The organism is Flammeovirga sp. MY04, assembly GCF_001682195.2.
GTDB lineage: Bacteria > Bacteroidota > Bacteroidia > Cytophagales > Flammeovirgaceae > Flammeovirga > Flammeovirga yaeyamensis.
The window spans coordinates 64,830-82,913 of record NZ_CP003562.2 but is presented as its reverse complement, the minus strand read 5'-3'; the positions used below and the strand labels follow the sequence as shown (position 1 = coordinate 82,913).

Annotated in this window: 16 protein-coding genes and 1 CRISPR repeat array; of the genes, 6 read left to right on the top strand and 10 right to left on the bottom strand. The window is 31.7% G+C overall.

What is annotated here, in order from left to right; all coding sequences use genetic code 11:
- The first annotated feature begins 77 nt into the window (after nt 1–77).
- From tnpA to MY04_RS28040, 5 genes are all read left to right on the top strand, one after another.
- On the top strand, nt 78–365 hold the full coding sequence (tnpA, locus tag MY04_RS28060) for an IS66 family insertion sequence element accessory protein TnpA (RefSeq protein WP_066207001.1): 288 nt from the start codon (nt 78–80) through the stop codon (nt 363–365).
- On the top strand, nt 365–706 hold the full coding sequence (gene tnpB / locus MY04_RS28055) for an IS66 family insertion sequence element accessory protein TnpB (RefSeq protein WP_066207775.1): 342 nt from the start codon (nt 365–367) through the stop codon (nt 704–706). Before tnpA ends, tnpB begins: the two co-directional genes overlap by 1 nt.
- Before the next feature lie 24 nt (nt 707–730).
- The gene (gene tnpC, locus MY04_RS28050) at nt 731–2,158 is read left to right on the top strand and encodes an IS66 family transposase (RefSeq protein ID WP_169055558.1); all 1,428 of its coding nucleotides are present in this window, start codon (nt 731–733) and stop codon (nt 2,156–2,158) included.
- Nucleotides 2,159–3,015: 857 nt separating this feature from the next.
- Entirely contained in the window at nt 3,016–3,750 is a 735-nt protein-coding gene (locus MY04_RS28045) for a class I SAM-dependent methyltransferase (protein WP_158297973.1), read from the top strand.
- A gap of 699 nt (nt 3,751–4,449) precedes the next feature.
- Nucleotides 4,450–4,881 (top strand): hypothetical protein, encoded by a 432-nt coding sequence (locus MY04_RS28040; protein ID WP_066217056.1) that lies wholly within the window; start codon nt 4,450–4,452, stop codon nt 4,879–4,881.
- Between the two features lie 242 nt (nt 4,882–5,123).
- Here the strand turns inward: MY04_RS28040 and MY04_RS28035 are convergent, their stop codons facing one another.
- The 10 genes from MY04_RS28035 to MY04_RS27990 all read right to left on the bottom strand — a co-directional run bounded on the left by MY04_RS28035 (nt 5,124) and on the right by MY04_RS27990 (nt 17,329).
- Nucleotides 5,124–5,381, bottom strand: a complete 258-nt coding sequence (locus MY04_RS28035) for a DDE-type integrase/transposase/recombinase (RefSeq protein ID WP_066217051.1) — start codon at nt 5,379–5,381, stop codon at nt 5,124–5,126.
- A 463-nt stretch (nt 5,382–5,844) separates the two neighbouring features.
- Nucleotides 5,845–8,240: direct repeats of the CRISPR family, unit length 30 nt; unit sequence ATTTCAATTCAATATAGTTCAGTGTAAAAC.
- 208 nt (nt 8,241–8,448) lie between these two features.
- The gene (cas2, locus tag MY04_RS28030) at nt 8,449–8,709 is read right to left on the bottom strand and encodes a CRISPR-associated endonuclease Cas2 (RefSeq protein ID WP_066217071.1); all 261 of its coding nucleotides are present in this window, start codon (nt 8,707–8,709) and stop codon (nt 8,449–8,451) included.
- Nucleotides 8,710–8,738: 29 nt separating this feature from the next.
- Nucleotides 8,739–9,743, bottom strand: coding sequence for a type I-B CRISPR-associated endonuclease Cas1b (gene cas1b / locus MY04_RS28025; protein ID WP_066217047.1), 1,005 nt, complete (start codon nt 9,741–9,743; stop codon nt 8,739–8,741).
- A 7-nt stretch (nt 9,744–9,750) separates the two neighbouring features.
- Nucleotides 9,751–10,254 (bottom strand): CRISPR-associated protein Cas4, encoded by a 504-nt coding sequence (locus MY04_RS28020; RefSeq protein ID WP_066217044.1) that lies wholly within the window; start codon nt 10,252–10,254, stop codon nt 9,751–9,753.
- Between the two features lie 58 nt (nt 10,255–10,312).
- Entirely contained in the window at nt 10,313–11,341 is a 1,029-nt protein-coding gene (locus tag MY04_RS28015; RefSeq protein ID WP_066217067.1) for a hypothetical protein, read from the bottom strand.
- A gap of 25 nt (nt 11,342–11,366) precedes the next feature.
- Entirely contained in the window at nt 11,367–12,629 is a 1,263-nt protein-coding gene (locus tag MY04_RS28010; protein WP_066217039.1) for a hypothetical protein, read from the bottom strand.
- Nucleotides 12,595–14,733 carry a CRISPR-associated helicase/endonuclease Cas3 gene (locus MY04_RS28005; RefSeq protein WP_066217036.1) on the bottom strand — a complete coding sequence of 713 codons (2,139 nt, stop codon included), beginning with the start codon at nt 14,731–14,733 and terminating at the stop codon, nt 12,595–12,597. The genes MY04_RS28010 and MY04_RS28005 overlap by 35 nt, the downstream gene beginning before the upstream one ends.
- Nucleotides 14,717–15,241, bottom strand: coding sequence for a hypothetical protein (locus MY04_RS28000; protein ID WP_066217032.1), 525 nt, complete (start codon nt 15,239–15,241; stop codon nt 14,717–14,719). Before MY04_RS28000 ends, MY04_RS28005 begins: the two co-directional genes overlap by 17 nt.
- Nucleotides 15,242–15,243: 2 nt before the next feature.
- A complete protein-coding gene (gene cas6 / locus MY04_RS27995) occupies nt 15,244–15,897 on the bottom strand; it encodes a CRISPR-associated endoribonuclease Cas6 (protein ID WP_066217028.1) in 654 nt (217 codons plus the stop codon).
- A 361-nt stretch (nt 15,898–16,258) separates the two neighbouring features.
- Nucleotides 16,259–17,329, bottom strand: coding sequence for a hypothetical protein (locus MY04_RS27990; RefSeq protein WP_066217024.1), 1,071 nt, complete (start codon nt 17,327–17,329; stop codon nt 16,259–16,261).
- 231 nt (nt 17,330–17,560) lie between these two features.
- On the opposite strand from MY04_RS27990, the gene MY04_RS27985 reads away from it, so the two are divergent.
- Complete coding sequence (locus MY04_RS27985; RefSeq protein WP_066217022.1) at nt 17,561–17,896, top strand: hypothetical protein; 336 nt, start codon at nt 17,561–17,563, stop codon at nt 17,894–17,896.
- The last annotated feature ends 188 nt before the right edge of the window (nt 17,897–18,084 follow it).

Below are 18,084 nucleotides of genomic sequence, written 5' to 3'. Positions count from 1 at the left end.
TAAGCAGTCGCCCATCCCCATCTATTATGCCTCAAATTCCTGACTTAATTTTACGTCATCATTAAAACGTAGATATTATGTCAAAAAAAGCAGAAATGTATGCTCATATAGCATCATGGAAAATTAGTGGTTTACAACAAAAAGCTTATTGTCAACTTCATTCAATTAAGCTATCCACTTTTCATTATTGGGTAGTAAAACAACGTAAAGAAAATACAAATCCAGCTAAGGGGAGTTTCATCCCTGTCAAAGTACCGAAGAAGGTTGAACAGACCGTTAAGACCGTTACTCTCGAATATCCCAATGGAGTAAAACTCCATCTTTCAGATCGAGAACTATTAAAAGAAGCAATTCATTTTTTCTAATGTTATCTCTTCGTAATACAGATCGTATTTACCTGTACAGTAAATTTACAGATATGCGAAAAGGGTTTAATGGGTTGAGTAATATCGTTATTTCTTTAATGGAACTGGATGTGACTAATGGAGATATTTTCGTTTTTATTAATCGAAGTAAAGATAAATTGAAACTGCTTCGGTTTGAAAAAGGCGGTTTTTCATTGTATTATAAACGTTTGGAAAAAGGTCGGTTTGAGCTTCCAAAAGGGTTCGACAAACAGAAAAACATCTCTTTATCTTCGACAGAAATTATGATGATAATTGAAGGTGTTTCTTTAGAAAAAAGAGGTCAAAAAGTACGTTTTTAGTATTAAAATCGCTACTTTTGTAAAGTGAGTAAGGATGATAAAATAGCGAATTTAGAACAAGAAAATGCACAACTGAAGACACAGTTGTCAATGCTTCAAAGTATGCTTTACGGTTCTAAATCAGAGAAACGAAAACAAGCGGATATACCCGATAATCAGCTCTCTATTTTCGCTCAAGACAAAGAGCAGAAAACGGAGCCTTCTCAGGAGATTACCGTTCCTGCTCACAAACGCAAAAAGAAAAAGCCTGTACGAACAGCTTTACCAGAGCACCTGGAACGTGTAGAAGAAGTGATTGAACCTGATCACGATTTGGATGGATGGCATAAAGTGGGTGAAGATGTCACGGAAGTACTCGAATGCGAGCCTGCCCGTTTATTCGTTCGTAGAATTATTCGCCCTCGTTACGTTCGTGATACACATCAAGAGAACAGCGAGTTTAGTCAAGCAAATTTACCATCAGATCTACCATTTCCTAAGTCAAGTACATCGGCAAGTTTAGCCGCACAGATGGTCGTGAGTAAATTTATCGATCATATCCCCATCCATCGTTTTATCAAGCAATTTGAAAGACAAGGTGTTTATCTAAAAAATACAACGCTCATAGACTTACAAAAAAGAACGGCGGATAAACTGAGTATTTTATACGACACGCTCACTCAAAAAATACAGCAAAGTAACTACCTTCAAATCGATGAATCGACCATAAAGGTGATGGGAACAGGTAAAAAAGGAAAACCACACCAAGGATATATGTGGTATTACCTTGATCCTAAAGCCAAATTATTATCGATTCATTATGCAAGCGGTCGAGATCGGAAATATTTAAAAGAACATCTGCATAATTTTTCAGGTTATGCTCAAACCGATGGCTATAAAGCTTACGATTATTTTGATCAGACAACAACAATTACACAGCTCAATTGTTGGGCCCACGCACGTCGATACTTTTTTGAAGCACATAAAGGTGGAGATAAAAGGGCATTGGAGGCGGTGAACCTTATTGGTCAGCTGTACGAACTAGAAAAATCACTGAAAGAAGAATCTAATCCAAAAATCATCTATCAGCAAAGGCAAAAGTATGCTCTTCCAGTAATCAATACACTTTTTGAGTGGGCAAAAAAGCTAACCGTCTTACCTAAATCTCAGTTAGGAAAAGCAATACATTATCTTCTCAATAGAGAAAAAGGACTCCGAATGTACTTAACTGACGGTAAACTTTTGATTGATAACAACCCCATAGAAAATAAAATTCGTCCACTTGCTATTGGTCGAAAAAATTACATGTTTGCAGGAAATGAAGAAGGAGCAAAACAAGCTGCCATGTTCTATGCCTTTTTTGCAACAGCCAAAATGAACGACATTGAACCTTTTGAATGGCTAAAATCAACGCTAGAAAAAATAGATGATCAGCCAATCAATAAAATTGAGGAATTACTGCCGGTGAAGTAGTATTTAGCGGGATGGGCGATTGCTTACTTTTTATATTTTCCTTTCATATTTAAAATAATAAATCAGGTTTATTGTTCTAATGTATTTTTGAGAAAAAATCAATAGTTACATATTTCAATATCTTTATTATTATTTGCTTATTACTAATAGATAAACATTTATTAGTAACTGTATAGACAATAATATTGTTGTTATTTACTCATATTAGCGATAGTTTATTTTTAGATGGAGGGGATTTTTTCATAAATAGTATCTGTAATTGATATTCATTTTATGAATAGTAGGTATAAAAAATTGAAGCAATTTCTAAAAGAAAATTGCTTCAAATAATAATTAGTCGTTTTATGATATATTTCAATATTTGTAGGTAAAGAATCAATGTTTTTTACATCGAAAGAGCTTAATCTTTGATAGGATAATATTCAAAATTAATACGAATTTGCACCTTTTGAATATTAAAATATGTAACCCTAATTACATATTTGTATATTTATTGGTTTTCATAGAATAAAAAATAGTTGCCGATTTTAAAAAGAAGATTGGGTCAATATATAAATCTTTCTCTTTAAGTTAGTTAACCTTTAAAGCAGATAAGAACACTAATTAATGTTATTTGTATTTTTACTTACCAGTATTAAAGAATATTTAATCGTATATCTGTATTTGCAGAAGTATAACTAATTAAATATAAATCTTGGTACAAGATCCCAGTGTAACTCCGGAAAGCACCCACTAGATTTAGACTTAAAATCTAGTGGGTGCTTGAAAATATTAAAAAAGTGTCCTGTACCAGGATGGTTAAAATTATAATATTATTTACATATCAAAACAATATTTTATCAGACATTATTGAGCATATGGATACAATTAAGTTTATTCTTTTTCGCCAAATTAATAAAATAAAATATTTCCTTTTTAAATATGGGATACATAAATTATTACCATATTCAAAATTATATTTTTGGAGTCATTTTTTTATTTTATCAAAGTGGATATCTGATAATAATAGAAATATTAGTTATTCTATGTTCCCTTCTAAAAAATATTTATATGATAAGAGATATTCTCTGTATCAATATATTATCGATACCGAAATACAAAATATAGAAATTGATTATTTTGAGTTTGGGGTTGCAAATGGGAAATCATTTGAATGGTGGTTAGATAATATAAAGAACAAGAATGCGTCATTTTTTGGATTTGATACTTTTACGGGATTGCCTGAAAATTGGGGATATTTTTTTAGAAAAGGAGACATGTCCTGTCATAATATATTACCTACAATTAATGATACAAGACATCAGTTTATTCAAGGTTTATTTCAGGAAACATTATTAACATTTTTAAAATCGCACAAAATAAATAAGAAAAAAATAATACATCTTGATGCTGACTTATATTCCTCTACATTGTTTGTGTTAACTACAATATCCTCTTATTTAAAAAAAGGGGATATAATTATATTTGACGAATTTAATGTCCCACTTGGAGAATTTAAGGCTTTTAAAGATTGGATCGAATCCTATTATATAAAATATTCTGTAATTGGAGAGGTAAACAATTTTCATCAAATAGCTATTAAATTAATATAATAACAGTATAAATAGACCTTGAAAATAATCTATTTTCTCGAAGTAACCCTTAAGTTCTTTAAAAACATTTGTGGATTTTATAGATTGATGAGATCACGCCTTATCTAAAGCATTAAACAACCAAAAAAACTTTATAAGGTAGAGAATCACGAGATAAATTTTATTTTTATATACAAAAATGCTACTATAATATATAGTAGCATTTTTCAAATGAAATTAACTATTATTTATTTTTTACCTCTACTTTATATTTGATAATATTAAAGAATATCTAATTATTAAATTGTGTCCAGACTTACATAAACATAAGTAATTAAGTTTTAGGGTTAAAATAGATGAAAAATTGTCAAGATAAATCATTAAAATACTATTCATCAGTAAGTAGTAGGAAATTATTAGCATTATACAAAAAAGTAGTAATTATAAAATATTAGGGAAATTCAGGTTTATTACTGAAAATGATCATAAGTCAATTATACAAAATAGTAATCAGCAAATATGGAGCAGTAGTAATGAGATTTATTAAAATCGATTTAGTATTATATCTGGTAGAGTGATTTACAGTTGGAGGGTTGTTACTTAGTATTTTTTTTTAAAATATTATAATGTAAATAAAATCTAATGTATATAAACATATAGTAACATAATAAAAGATGTTTAGATAATTTTCGTTGTTTTAAAAAACAAATTTAAATTTCAATGAAAAATTCGATTTTTTACCTATTCAATTTATTGCTATTAATTTCTTTTCCCTTATTAGCTGATGATGAGGATGAAAAAAATAAAAACATTAGTTATAATGAAGTTAATGCTCCTGAAATAAAAACAGATCCATTTTCTGAAGGCTTAATAAATGAAACTTCTTTAGATCTTTTTATACAAGGGGAAAGGATAATGTTAATAGATATAGAAACTGATAATGTGCTATTTCATTCTTTAAAAGAAGGGAAGGACTTTGTAAGAGTCTATACTGATGTTACAGATGGTAATAAAGTTTTATTAATTTGGGAGATTAAGGGAGATGATAAAACAGGAAATATAAAATGGAAAATATTTTCTTATAAAAAATTCCCATCTACAGGCTGGAGACCTGTAAATAATAATACAACAAAGGTATTGTCGTTTAAGTAGGTTTAAGTATAAATTAAAACTTTAACGTCTGCATAATGTAGCAAATAACATACAGTCTTTTAAGTGTAGACCCAAACTTTGTGATTTATTGTTCTCAATAGATATTTTATATAAGTATAGTTATGTTAAATATAATTATTTTAACCTTTCTATTACAAGTTATATATTCATCTATCCATCCTTGAATTTGATCTATAACACTTTCAAGATTTTCTAAGCAACTTTCATATACGTAGTTTCTCTTAAATGTCCCAATAAATGAATGATTCACACATACCATTAGATTGAGGTGAATACGTTGGAGTATTACAGTTTTGAACTCCCCACTCATTTAATGACTTCACTAATTTATTTTCTATATATTCAGGACCATTATCATGTAAAAATTGTAATCTATCTTCTTCAGAAGACTGTTGCATTTCTTTTATCTCACTTTCTGAGAAACGCTTATATAAAGCATCTTGATGAATATGATATATTTCTATATATAAATGTAGCAACTAAGCAGCATGTATCAAGAATCCAATTGATTGTTGATGTTTATGTATTAAATCATTAAGCTACCAAAAAAACATTATTATGAGATAAATTTCTATTTTTCACATACAAAAATGCCACTATAATATATAGTGGCATTTCTTAGATTTAATTTTAATTAACTATACTGTACTTAATTCTTTAACTTAGTATTCTTTATCCGAGGTAATATTAAAGAATATGTAATCATAGAACTGTACCTGTGATTACATAAGCATAAATAATGTGATTTTTGTCTCAAAAAGGATCGGGGGTTGTTTACTTTTGGGTTAAAATATAGGGAAAACACAAGTTTGTCTTGTAGATGATCATAAGCCGATTATACAAATATGGTATTTGGACACATAATATTAACAGTTGTAGGAATTTAAAACAAAGAGGGCATAACAAGAGGCATTAGAAATTATCTTATATGGCTCTTCTCATTCTAAATTTCAATATAGTTCAGTGTAAAACAAGATATTCAGACATATCACCAATAACCTCATCATCATTTCAATTCAATATAGTTTAGTGTAAAACCAATTGGGAAGGCGAAGCACAGCCAGACAATATCATATTTCAATTCAATATAGTTCAGTGTAAAACGGTGGCTGAACCAATTTTAAAAGAAGAAAGAAATTTCAATTCAATATAGTTCAGTGTAAAACAAAGCGGGGTTGTTGATCCTGATCGATTGAAAGGTATATTTCAATTCAATATAGTTCAGTGTAAAACGAAAACGTGTAGCATCAAACCCATGTAAAAACAACAATTTCAATTCAATATAGTTCAGTGTAAAACTATCAGTTGATGATCTTGCAATCATATCACCTTGTTTATTTCAATTCAATATAGTTCAGTGTAAAACGATTTAGCGGGAAGAATATTAAAGAAAGAAAATGATATTTCAATTCAATATAGTTCAGTGTAAAACATTAATAACCCTTCTGAATCTTCCATCATTTCCATATTTCAATTCAATATAGTTCAGTGTAAAACTCCATTTATGGAAGAGTTAACAACTTATCTTAATCAAATTTCAATTCAATATAGTTCAGTGTAAAACACATGTCGAAATTATGATGGCGTAACTCATATACAGTATTTCAATTCAATATAGTTCAGTGTAAAACGAAGCAGGCACAGAAGCAGTCGTTCCTCTAGAGAAAATTTCAATTCAATATAGTTCAGTGTAAAACTGATATGCCTCCACTATGAATCCAAAACCCTGCAGTATTTCAATTCAATATAGTTCAGTGTAAAACTTGTCGCTGCTATCACGATGAAGATGACGAACTTATATTTCAATTCAATATAGTTCAGTGTAAAACATTTAGAAGGGGATGCTACGTTAGAGGGATTGCTATTTCAATTCAATATAGTTCAGTGTAAAACTCCAGTCGTCAATGTCCTGCTGGGTGTCTATGACTCTATTTCAATTCAATATAGTTCAGTGTAAAACATTAACAGGCGTTGATGATCTTGGCCGTACTGTTACATTTCAATTCAATATAGTTCAGTGTAAAACTTAACATGCAAACAATTATACCCAGTATTTCATTATTTCAATTCAATATAGTTCAGTGTAAAACTAGTTTAACTCCCCTAGTTATTATTTCGCGAGAAATTTCAATTCAATATAGTTCAGTGTAAAACTTACTTTTAATCCAAGCTCAGGAACTTCAGCAGTATTATTTCAATTCAATATAGTTCAGTGTAAAACTATCATCTGTCTACACCTCTTCTGTGAAAGATCAAGATTTCAATTCAATATAGTTCAGTGTAAAACTCTTAACGTAAACCTTAAGAAGAGAACCTGGTACTATTTCAATTCAATATAGTTCAGTGTAAAACAGTTGCTTTGTTGTCCACTCCTGCGTCACGTCGTCAAATTTCAATTCAATATAGTTCAGTGTAAAACTCTGTATCGGGGCGATTCGGGGGAGTGCTTGTGTGATTTCAATTCAATATAGTTCAGTGTAAAACATGAAGTATAGCTAAACGACCTCCTTTATTATCCAAATTTCAATTCAATATAGTTCAGTGTAAAACCAGGGGCCGTATAAGTTACTAAATAAGTACCTTCATTTCAATTCAATATAGTTCAGTGTAAAACCGTGTGTCAATCAATTATTTTGCCCGTATGATGATATTTCAATTCAATATAGTTCAGTGTAAAACTTGTCGCTGCTATCACGATGAAGATGACGAACTTATATTTCAATTCAATATAGTTCAGTGTAAAACATTATTCTTGCAATGAAACTTCAAAGGCTCCGTTGGATTTCAATTCAATATAGTTCAGTGTAAAACAATAACGAAACCAATATTACTTTAACTGAGCTTACCTATTTCAATTCAATATAGTTCAGTGTAAAACTGAAAGAGCAGACCCAACGAGTGAAACGTATAGTGAATTTCAATTCAATATAGTTCAGTGTAAAACAAGATAAATGTACTTTCTATCTTTTGTTTTTCTTTTATTTCAATTCAATATAGTTCAGTGTAAAACTGTTTTACAATCGTGAAGAATCGCCTTCTAATCATATTTCAATTCAATATAGTTCAGTGTAAAACGAACAAAACAGCGATAAATTAAGAGTTGCTTTTGTATTTCAATTCAATATAGTTCAGTGTAAAACCCGCCACTACTTCTAATAGCTGTATCGCCTGCAAAATTTCAATTCAATATAGTTCAGTGTAAAACGCTGCCCCGAAAGAAAATTTAGATTTATCTTTTCGCATTTCAATTCAATATAGTTCAGTGTAAAACTATTGTGTCCTTTAGAATTTAGCTCACTAATTAATCTATTTCAATTCAATATAGTTCAGTGTAAAACCCCGTGTAAAAAGGTTTAAAAGTATCGTAAATATAAGCAAATAGGTGTGAAAAGTTTTCTGTTTTTTTACTAGAAAAGTCGTCGATCCTTATTCATAAGATTTACCCCTTTCTACGACAACAACTTTAAATGACTGAAAAATAATAATTTATGAATATCAAAATTAATACTATTAAGATTGTAGTATTGATTTTAAGTTCATCGACGACTAAAGAAAGTTATCTATAGAAGATTTTTCCTGACCGATGATTTCCTTGTTTAGCCATTTTTTACTTTTGTTATTGAAGATAATTAATGAATCACCTTCCTGCATAATTTCATTAGCGTCTGCTTTTAGACTTGATAATTGACTGTTTGTAAGTTCTCCTTCAAATACCGAATTTTGGATCCAATTGAGGTATTTCCTACATAATCTGAGCATTTTTCCTACTCGCTTTGTATTGATGTCATATACCAAAATTATATACATAATATAATATTTTACTTTTGTTCTACTACTTACCACCATGCTTTAAAACCTTGATATTGTTCGATACTCATTAGGTGTTTTGAGAGTTTATAACATTCCAGTTTTATGAGATGCTTATAGCTTACATGTCGTCCAATTTTTCTGTGTTTGATAGTATCTGTAAGTTTATCATCCCATGCTTTCATAATTATTTTCCTTCCAGATTCTTTGAGTAAGCAAGCATTTATTTCACTCTTAAAATGTTTTACCTGAATGTGCTTTTTGTTTACCAACGAGAAAATTAATCGATCAACAAGAATTGGTTTGAATATTTCTGCTATGTCTAACGCAAGTGAATACCTTCTGACACCCGGTTCATGTAAAAAGCTAATTGTTGGATCTAATTGTGTGTGATATATCATGTCAATACATGCTGTGTAACAAATCATATTACAGAAACTAATTAGAGCATTGATTGGGTCTGTGGGAGGTTGTCTTTCTCTTCCATTGAAAGGAAATGTAGGAATAATTTTATTGAAAGCTGAATAATAAACTTGTCTGATATTGCCTTCGATTCCCATTAACTCATCTACTCTGGTAGTGTGTTTGATTTGCTTTATCAGTTCCTCAATGATAAGAATCTCTTCAGAAGTATTTTTATTTCTGTTCTGATAGTATTTCAAATTTTTAAGCATGTTAAATGCTCCAACATTGATAAACTCTTGGGCTAAAGTGATTCTTTTTTTAGGATCACTATAATGAAGGCTTTGCTGTACATGTAATTGCCCTGCATGAAGGTATTCTTTGGGGTAAAAAGAACCGGTGTAATGTTCGTAATAATCAAAAAAATGAACTCCTATTCCGTTTTTGCCGAGGAAATTATATAGTGCAGAGTTGGCATCTAGGCTCCCAAATACATACAAATTAGCAACTTGTTCAATTGGTAAATATCTTGTTTGCCCTTCGTTTTCATTTTCATCTACAGGTACAAACTTCAAGGTATTGTCTTTTCGGCTAAGTCGACCAGGATTAAATAAGTAAAATGATTTTTTCATAATATTTTTATTCTCCGCTCCAGCAAAAATCAAAATAGGAACACTTTTTACATTTACTTATTGGAAGCTTGTCGGGACAAGCTCCTTGGATTATTGTATCTGCTTGGTTAATCCAACTTTCAACAAGGTCTTGATCTTCTTCTTTATCCCATTCCACTGTTTCTGTGATTCTCAATTTAGGGTATTCGATAATAGCAGTAGGTTCAAGTATTCCAATCTTATGTAATAGATATAAGTAATATTTTACTTGAGCATTGTGAGCGAATGATTTTTTATTTGATTTTTTGATTTCATGAATTGTATTTGATTTCGGATCAAAAAAGTCGATTTTTGCTATTCCTAAATCTAATTCCTGCCATTTTAGTGCTCTTTGCGGGTAAGTCGTTTTTCCTATTAATTTACCTTCAGCAACAAGCTCAGAGGTACTTTCCATTCTTAAATGATGGGCGTGCAACCAAAGCTTTCTGTGACATATGTATAGGTAAGAAACGATTGTTGGTGTTATGGTCATGGTATTGGCATGAAGAAAAGAGGTCTCCTAATTTTTTAACTAAGAGACCTCTTTAGAGTTAAAGAGTGACTTTCTCTTGTGCTGGATTGTGTTTTGATAAAAGCTCAATTATTTTTGATTTCGCATCATTGATAGCCGTTGGAGAAGCATTAAAACTATTGGAATAAGCAGCTGCAGATTCTGTGATAAATGCATCATCACTTAAAATTAATTGAGCGTGCTCTTCTTGATCAAGCTCTGCTCTGATTGCTCCTGATACTTCATGTACGTTTGTGGATGTTGCAACTGCCAATATTTCCATCATAGAGAAGTTACGAGATTGATTGGAAGTAATTCTCCAGTTCAAAATACCATCTACAATATGAGGAATAAGCATTTCTCTTTTCTCTTTTGGAAGAATTAGCTGATCATCCTTCTGTTCCCAACCTTGTTCTAGAAGTTTGTCTTTCACTTCTTCTGTAAGTTCGGAGTCAATTTTAGAAAACTTCACGCTGAAAAGACGGTTGAGATCTATGGCTACATCAAATATAAAAATACCTGTAGCAGATCTTTGCTCTTGAAGGAATTTAGAAGTGAAAGATCTTGAAGAAAATTCTTCTAATAACTGATCAACTGCCTCTTCATCTAAGATATTATCTCCTTCTTTGAATACCACAACATTGTTGTTTCTATCTCTTCTATCGAATGTACCTGTTGTTTCATTTACTCCTGCTAAAAGCGGGTGAATAGGTCTCATAGCTGAAATGGATAGGGGAGATCTTCTTTTGATATTTGAAGATTTATTGATATTCATCCAACCGCCAAGTAATTGATCAACATAAGTTGGATCACATGGTGTAGAAACTGCACCTTCTGATACTTCAGTTTTACCTTTCTTCTTGGAAACGACACTTTCAAAAGTGGTAGGAGCAAGCTGGAAATTTCCCGAATTAGCTATTTCTTCAATGATACAACGTTTTACTTGTTGTCCTGAAGAATAGGGTAACCTTTTATTAAAGGTAGGATCCCAATACGTCTTTTGACCATCTGCGACGTTGAAGATAGTATGGTCTACCTTTTTTGCGATGCTAATATATAATGTATTCATGATATTTATTTTTTGGTTTAATTGATTAGTTAAATTTTTCCAGTTTGGCATATTCTAGTTTTACTAGTAATGCAAACATCTTGAAGTCTGATTTATTCAACTTCAGTAAAACGGATTGAATTTCTGTGATTAGGTTTTTGTAATCACCTTCTAGATCAGGAATAATTTCACAAAGTGTATCGATGTAATTTGCTTTGGTATTATTACCGAAAAGATCTTTTTCCACTTTGTTTTTACGATCTGTTTTCTTTGTGGAGTTTCTATATTCCACTAACATTTTAGCTGTTTCTTCTATTAATTTCTGTGCTTTTTCCAGTTGTGTTCCTAACATTACTAATAGATATGTTTTTAGTTGAAAATAATTTTTTTCATCATACTTATATGCTTTCTGCATTTCGAGCATTTTTTCAAGGGAAGGAGGTTGTAGGGTTCTCATACTTACACGCATGGTATCTACAATTCTCATGGATGATAATCCAAATAATGCTCTGAACTCTTTGCTATCTAGCTTTTTACCTGTCAAGTGTTCATACATTTTGCTCAGAGATCTGCAGTATTTGAAATCAAGGACTAAAAATCCCATGGTAGATTTCATCTGTCCAATAGCTCCCATAGAGGGGGTTACTTTGTTTAATTTCTTGCCATAGTATTTGTTCAGTGTAAAGTAAAGCTCAGACCAATAGATAGGTTCAATCATTACTCCTTTTTTATCTGGTTTAAAGAACCCTTCTCTATCTAAAGTTTGAAAGTCTGTTTGACCTTTATAGCGATTTGAAAGTCTATAATTCAGCCATTGACCATTCCAAGATGCTAACTTATTAGGTTGCAAGTTTGTGGATTCATCATTAAGAAGCTGTCTGTAAATTTTCCATCCTTCAAATACTATAGTAAGTATTTCGGGTTCAGAGAAGTATAAATTTTGACCTCCAGCCATTCCAACTTCTAATGAATAGCCTATAAAAGCTAGCATTGAATCTTCTTTTCCGTTTCTCATCAAGATATTAGAAACTCCAAAAGATGTAGCTTTTAATGCTTTCGCATCACTTGCAGGAAACCCAGGAGCTATAGCATCATCCAGAACTTCAAAATCTTTACTTTCATAATCTGCAATATGATCGGCTAGACTTCGATTTTTAAATGCTGCATTTGAAAATGGAGAATTGATACAATATATAAGGTTATTATTCACTCCATCATCAAAAAGAATATGAACACATTCCTTAAAAAAATCTTCTAAAGATTTTTTTTGGGTGTTATATAAAATTCGACCCGTGTCTGTTGTTATCATCGTTTATCATTTTAGTATTTAACCCTAGTTCAGAATAAGCTCTATTAGGTATTACAAATGGTCTTGCTCCAGTTTCTAACTGAGCACAATTTCTAACATGATAGGTGCTAGCAGGAATTTCCATCAACATCTTTTCTTCATAGTTTGCTCTCTCATATTGACTTACTTCTGATTCAAGGATTACTTTTACTGAATCAATTTCAAGAAGTTCTATGAAGGTAGATTTAGTATTACTACAGAGCTTTTCTATGTTGATAGATTGATCATTTTTGAAAATACAGTGTGTATCAATATCCATAAGATCCACCTCTGGATAGACGTAATCAATTTTTTCCTGCATACTCGTCTGGTGAAGAATTGCGTCATTTGGAAGCATTTCGTAGGTTCTGTCTAGTATTTCTAGTTCATAAGGAAGAGCTTCTTTTTCATCTTCTGGCGGTGCAATGACGTAAATTGGTTTATGAATTCTTGTCTTTGCATCTAAAGATGAAGCAACTCTTTTCCGGTGTACTCTGCCTAGTCTCTGTATCAGTGCATCTAATGGAGCTACTTCTGTGACCATAATATCAAAGCTGATATCAAGAGAGACTTCAACAATTTGTGTAGAAACTACAATACATGCTTCTTCCATCGTATTGTAATGATCAATCAAGTCTTGCTCTTTTTGGTTTCGTTCACCTTTTTTGAACTTACTATGCACCAACATAGTATCGACATCAGGGTAAAGTTCTGATAGGGTAGTATACATCTGTTGTGCATTAGCCACTCTATTACATATTACAAGCACCTTTTGCTTTTTCTGTATTGCTTTTTGAAGTACTGGTAAAGTTGATTCGAAGTCATCAACCTTATGAATTGTATGTCTGTCATAGGTAGATAGTGTCTCATCATCAAATGAAACTTCATAAGTATCTTCTCCCAATCTTTTCAAGATTTCTTTATACAACTTTGTTGGAATAGTGGCAGTACCTACGTGAATTCTACATCCTAGATCTTTTAATACTTCTATGAGCTTCAGGACTATTGCTTGTGATGCTCTATTATAAGTATGCACTTCATCTAGGATAATATCACACCCTTTGACATCTAACAGTTGAGCTTCATACCCTTTCAGCCCAAATATCAAACCTGCTAGTTGATGAGGAGTTAAGATAGTAATACTTGCTCCCACTTTTCCTTGAAGTTCTGTTTCAAAATCAGTACCTCTCCGCACCACTTTAGAAGCAGAGTGTTGTACTCTAAGGTCGAGTTCAGGATTATCAGCTCTTAAATCTTTACCAATACGGTGAAGCATGGCATTGATGGAGGCTTGAAAAGGGAGTGTATAAAAAACTCTACCTTTTGTTCGCTTCATCATAAAATTGGTTTTGCCTGCTCCTGTTGGTGCTACACATAGTGTATGTTTTTTCTCAGATGGAGGTATTTCAGATATTGGATATAACGGGTGGGTTGTGTTGTAAAACCTAAGATCAGGTGTTTTGAACATTCGCTCCAATGAAAGTTCTGTATTGTCTACCATTGCAGATGCAATATGATCAGCGCCCATTAGTATACCTTTCCATGTTGATACACCAAAATCAATACTTTCACAAAAGTCTAAAACATAATCAAATGCTTCTCTTGCTTCATCTTCAGAAATATCCCTATATTCAATACCAAATGCTTTCCATATAGGTGCTGTTTCTTTTGACCATATTTCCCAACCTTCCAGGTGCCAATCGATGAATTCTTCGTCTTCCTTCAATAAATCTAATATTCCTCTGTTACTAGGATCATTCTGTATAGATTTATGATGCGATACTACTAACTCAATAAGTATATCCCATTCCTCTTCAGGGAATAATGGAAGGAAAAATAAGGCCCCCAATTCATGCCGATATGCTCTTTCTGGTCGAATACCTTTTAAATATTCTTGAAACCAAGGGTGGGCTTTTCCCATATCATGTAATACAGCACCTTTTTTACAGATTTCTACATCAACATTGAGGTATTGAGCAAATTTGATAATGGAATGATATACATCTTCTGTATGTTCAAAAAGACTTAGCTGATGCCCTTTATAGTCTTCCGACTTGGCTTTTAGTTTATTAAGTTGTTCTTTCAAAATATTCCAAGTTACCAGTCATTTTATCACCTGTATACCTGTTATACCCTACTACAATAGTGTCTCCTTTTACCAATTCAAAACCTTCATATTGAAGGTCGAATTCTTCTTCAGTTATCTCTTCTATGTGAATGGGGAAGATGATATCCTCATTACGAGCGAGAAATAAATGAGAATTAAATGCTACTTCTGCTTCTTCTTTTGTCTCGAATAAGAGTGAAAGCTCTGGGTTTAGCATAGTGTACCTAGTGGCTATTCCTGTTTCTTTTTGATTCATTTTATTCTTCACAAAGAAACCTCTTCCTTGGACAGTCTCCTGTTGAGGGGTGAGAATATCAAACTTGATTCGATGTCTTTTGATCGCTCCGTTTGCTTCACCAAATAGCATAATTTCCATTCCTGTGACCATAGATGGTGTGAGAAATTGCTGTGATGCAATCTTATCATTTCTTACGGCATCCCAAGGTTTGATGAAACCAAAGTCTCCTTTATATTTTACTGCAAACATAATTATTTACTTATAGCTCCTAGACCAATACCTGTTGAATTTCCTATGCCTACATTCCATGCAAAAGCAATGGTTTCAGGTGTACCTTTGATGTATACAGGGCATATACTGCATATATTTCTTATATCTCTGTACTTTACTTCAGTGGTACTGCTTTTTTTATAGTGTGGGTCAAACATAATCTGAACCTCATCATCATATCCTGCAGCCTTCAATTTTTTATTCATGAGGTCAGTCATGTATTCATCTGCTTTCTTATCACCTGCAAAAAAGTATTTATTGTCCCTTTTGACTAGTACTGGTGAATCCACAAAAAAGTGTTCGATTTTTTTATCGAAAACGGGATCTGATTCAATACTCACTTGTTCTACGGTAATGCCTGAAAACATGGTATTGTCTTTCTTTATACCGAGAATTATCTTTTTTATAAATTCTTTATCAATAGAAGAGATAAAGAATTTTAAGCCTGATTTCTTTGCTGTACCAAAATCACCATTGAACTTAATTCCATCAATATTTGAAATTGAGTAAGTGGAATATTTTCCATCATGTGATTGGTAATTACCTAGCCATTTGTGAAGTGTACCTTTTAATTTAGGTTTATAATACCGAGGTATTTTTCCCGTATTAGTAGTACATGATAAGTGTAGTCTCATTGAATATTTTATTTTTATTTATAAACAAATTTATTCCATTTCTATCCATTATTAGTGGGCAAAGAAAATCAATAATTCTTGCAGTTCAATGTTTTTTATATTTCTAGTTATACTTAAAATAAACTTACTTACGAAGTGATTCGTCACTACCAATGTTCAATTTTAATTACTTTTCCGCTATTTTATTTTATCATTTTATTTCAATTTTAGTTATTCACGGTAAGATATTCTGTTAGAACGTATTCTTAGTATATTCTTAAATTTTCAGTTATGTCAATAGTATTGATTATTAAAAGTTATAATTATCAATTATTCGTTAAGATAATATCAAAGAACGTATTCTACTTACGTAGTTAAGAAATTATTTGATTCTATAAGAATTCTCTACAACCACCTTCGGCTCCACTCGATTAAACAATAGCTCCCTATATAACTTCATACTATTCTCAGCTGTCGGCTCTTGTCTTTCTGGCCACTGTACGACTTCTGAAGTTTCAGCATCAATAATTCCAAGTAGTTCCTTATAACCACTTTCTGCTATTTTCTGTTGTGCAACTTCTACTAAATGACTAGGAACAGCGAAGAAAAAGAAGTTGGTCCAGCCTAAATAATCCAGATACTTATCATCTCCCATAAGATCTGACTTGGACACTTTGATTTCAATTCCTGCTGTGAGTAAATCATCTCCATAAGCTGAGTAATATGGTTTCAAAGTAAATATCGCATCAAATCGTCTTCTTTGTGGTTTAAGTTTCCCAAATCTTGTTTTCTCTTCGGTTGGAATGCGAACAGTCACTTCTTTGTAAGTATGACATTCAGGTGGAGTGCTCATTTTTTTGATGAAGGAAAATTCTCTTTCGCAGAGTGTTTTCATCCAATCTTGTTTGATAGAAATTGCTTCGTAGACTTCTGCTGCATTCATTTTACTTTGCTCTTCTCCTACTAGCATGACGGCATTTTCTTCTTTCAGCTCTAAGGCTTTTTTAACCTCATTGTCTTCTAATTGAAACTGTTGGTCGTGTTCTGATTTTAAGGCTTCCCATGTGAGCTTAATGTCTGTATGGTTGGAAGTGCCGTCTATAATTTGTTGTGCGTATTTGTAGGTCACATCATCGGGAGCTAATTTCTCAATCTTGGAGAATGTTTCTAGTTGGTAAGGGGTAGTTTTTGCTTCGTGTATGTCTTTAGGATTATCCGATGCTATAATTCCAAGAAAGGTTCTAGATGCTTTGAAAATTCTCCAGATGTAACCACTTGTTACTTTGGTATCAAAAGAGATATGATTTACCCAAGCGGTAAAGTTCTTGAAACTTCCTTTGAATAGTTGCTCTTTTTTGACAATCAACATCAACTCCCCTATTTTCTTCCAGGATCTCTCTTCTGTGGAAAGTAGGGTTTTGATTTCAGATTCTATGGAAATTAGTGTATTCATATTTACTCTACTATAGTTGAGTAAATATAGTGAAGTTTTATGTATTTTACTATACTATGGTATAGTAATAATAAGCCTTTTATGATTTTAATATATATGAGTTAACTTTGATTTTAGAAACAGTTACAATTCTTTTTAGTCAAAAAATAAAATTCCTTATGAAGGCAAGAAAATCACAATGTTTTTAGATGATGCAGGAAACATTAAAACAACATTTCCAAATCTTTAATTATGAATTTATTTAGTAAGTATAATTTAGAAATCAATAGTAGTAAGACTGTTGTAACGGTTGATGAAGACAAGCAAATACTTTCACATTTTATTGATTATTGGAATAATGTAGATGAAATAAAAGAGGATTTGTTACCTGAAATCGAATCTGTATTAAATGGTTTAAAAGATTATAATGATATAGGAGGAGATGTTGTAAGTCTTGCTTATGTTAAAAAAGACAACACATCGTTAGAGATGAGTGATTTAGGTTTTGTAGATTATATTCTTCCTACATCAGATTTTAAGGGTTTGATGTTAGAATGGATTGAATTTTTAGAGAGCCAAAGGAGCTAAAAAGATAAATATTGATCGAGAGATCAGGCTTTTTTACTTATATGTGAGCTTCTTATTTATAGAAATAAGGAAGGAAACGAAAGCAAATCATCCCTAATAACCTACAGTATTTCCTGGAACAATATGGCTGCTTGAAATATTTTCGCTAGGCACATACATAGACGTGAATATGAAAACACTAAGCTATC

Coding starts and splice junctions, on each gene's coding strand:
- tnpA (WP_066207001.1), top strand. CDS start 78: ATGTCAAAAAAAGCAGAAATGTATGCTCATATAGCATCATGGAAAATT.
- tnpB (WP_066207775.1), top strand. CDS start 365: ATGTTATCTCTTCGTAATACAGATCGTATTTACCTGTACAGTAAATTT.
- MY04_RS28045 (WP_158297973.1), top strand. CDS start 3,016: ATGGATACAATTAAGTTTATTCTTTTTCGCCAAATTAATAAAATAAAA.
- MY04_RS28040 (WP_066217056.1), top strand. CDS start 4,450: ATGAAAAATTCGATTTTTTACCTATTCAATTTATTGCTATTAATTTCT.
- cas2 (WP_066217071.1), bottom strand. CDS start 8,709: ATGTATATAATTTTGGTATATGACATCAATACAAAGCGAGTAGGAAAA.
- cas1b (WP_066217047.1), bottom strand. CDS start 9,743: ATGAAAAAATCATTTTACTTATTTAATCCTGGTCGACTTAGCCGAAAA.
- MY04_RS28020 (WP_066217044.1), bottom strand. CDS start 10,254: ATGACCATAACACCAACAATCGTTTCTTACCTATACATATGTCACAGA.
- MY04_RS28015 (WP_066217067.1), bottom strand. CDS start 11,341: ATGAATACATTATATATTAGCATCGCAAAAAAGGTAGACCATACTATC.
- MY04_RS28010 (WP_066217039.1), bottom strand. CDS start 12,629: ATGATAACAACAGACACGGGTCGAATTTTATATAACACCCAAAAAAAA.
- MY04_RS28000 (WP_066217032.1), bottom strand. CDS start 15,241: ATGTTTGCAGTAAAATATAAAGGAGACTTTGGTTTCATCAAACCTTGG.
- cas6 (WP_066217028.1), bottom strand. CDS start 15,897: ATGAGACTACACTTATCATGTACTACTAATACGGGAAAAATACCTCGG.
- MY04_RS27990 (WP_066217024.1), bottom strand. CDS start 17,329: ATGAATACACTAATTTCCATAGAATCTGAAATCAAAACCCTACTTTCC.
- MY04_RS27985 (WP_066217022.1), top strand. CDS start 17,561: ATGAATTTATTTAGTAAGTATAATTTAGAAATCAATAGTAGTAAGACT.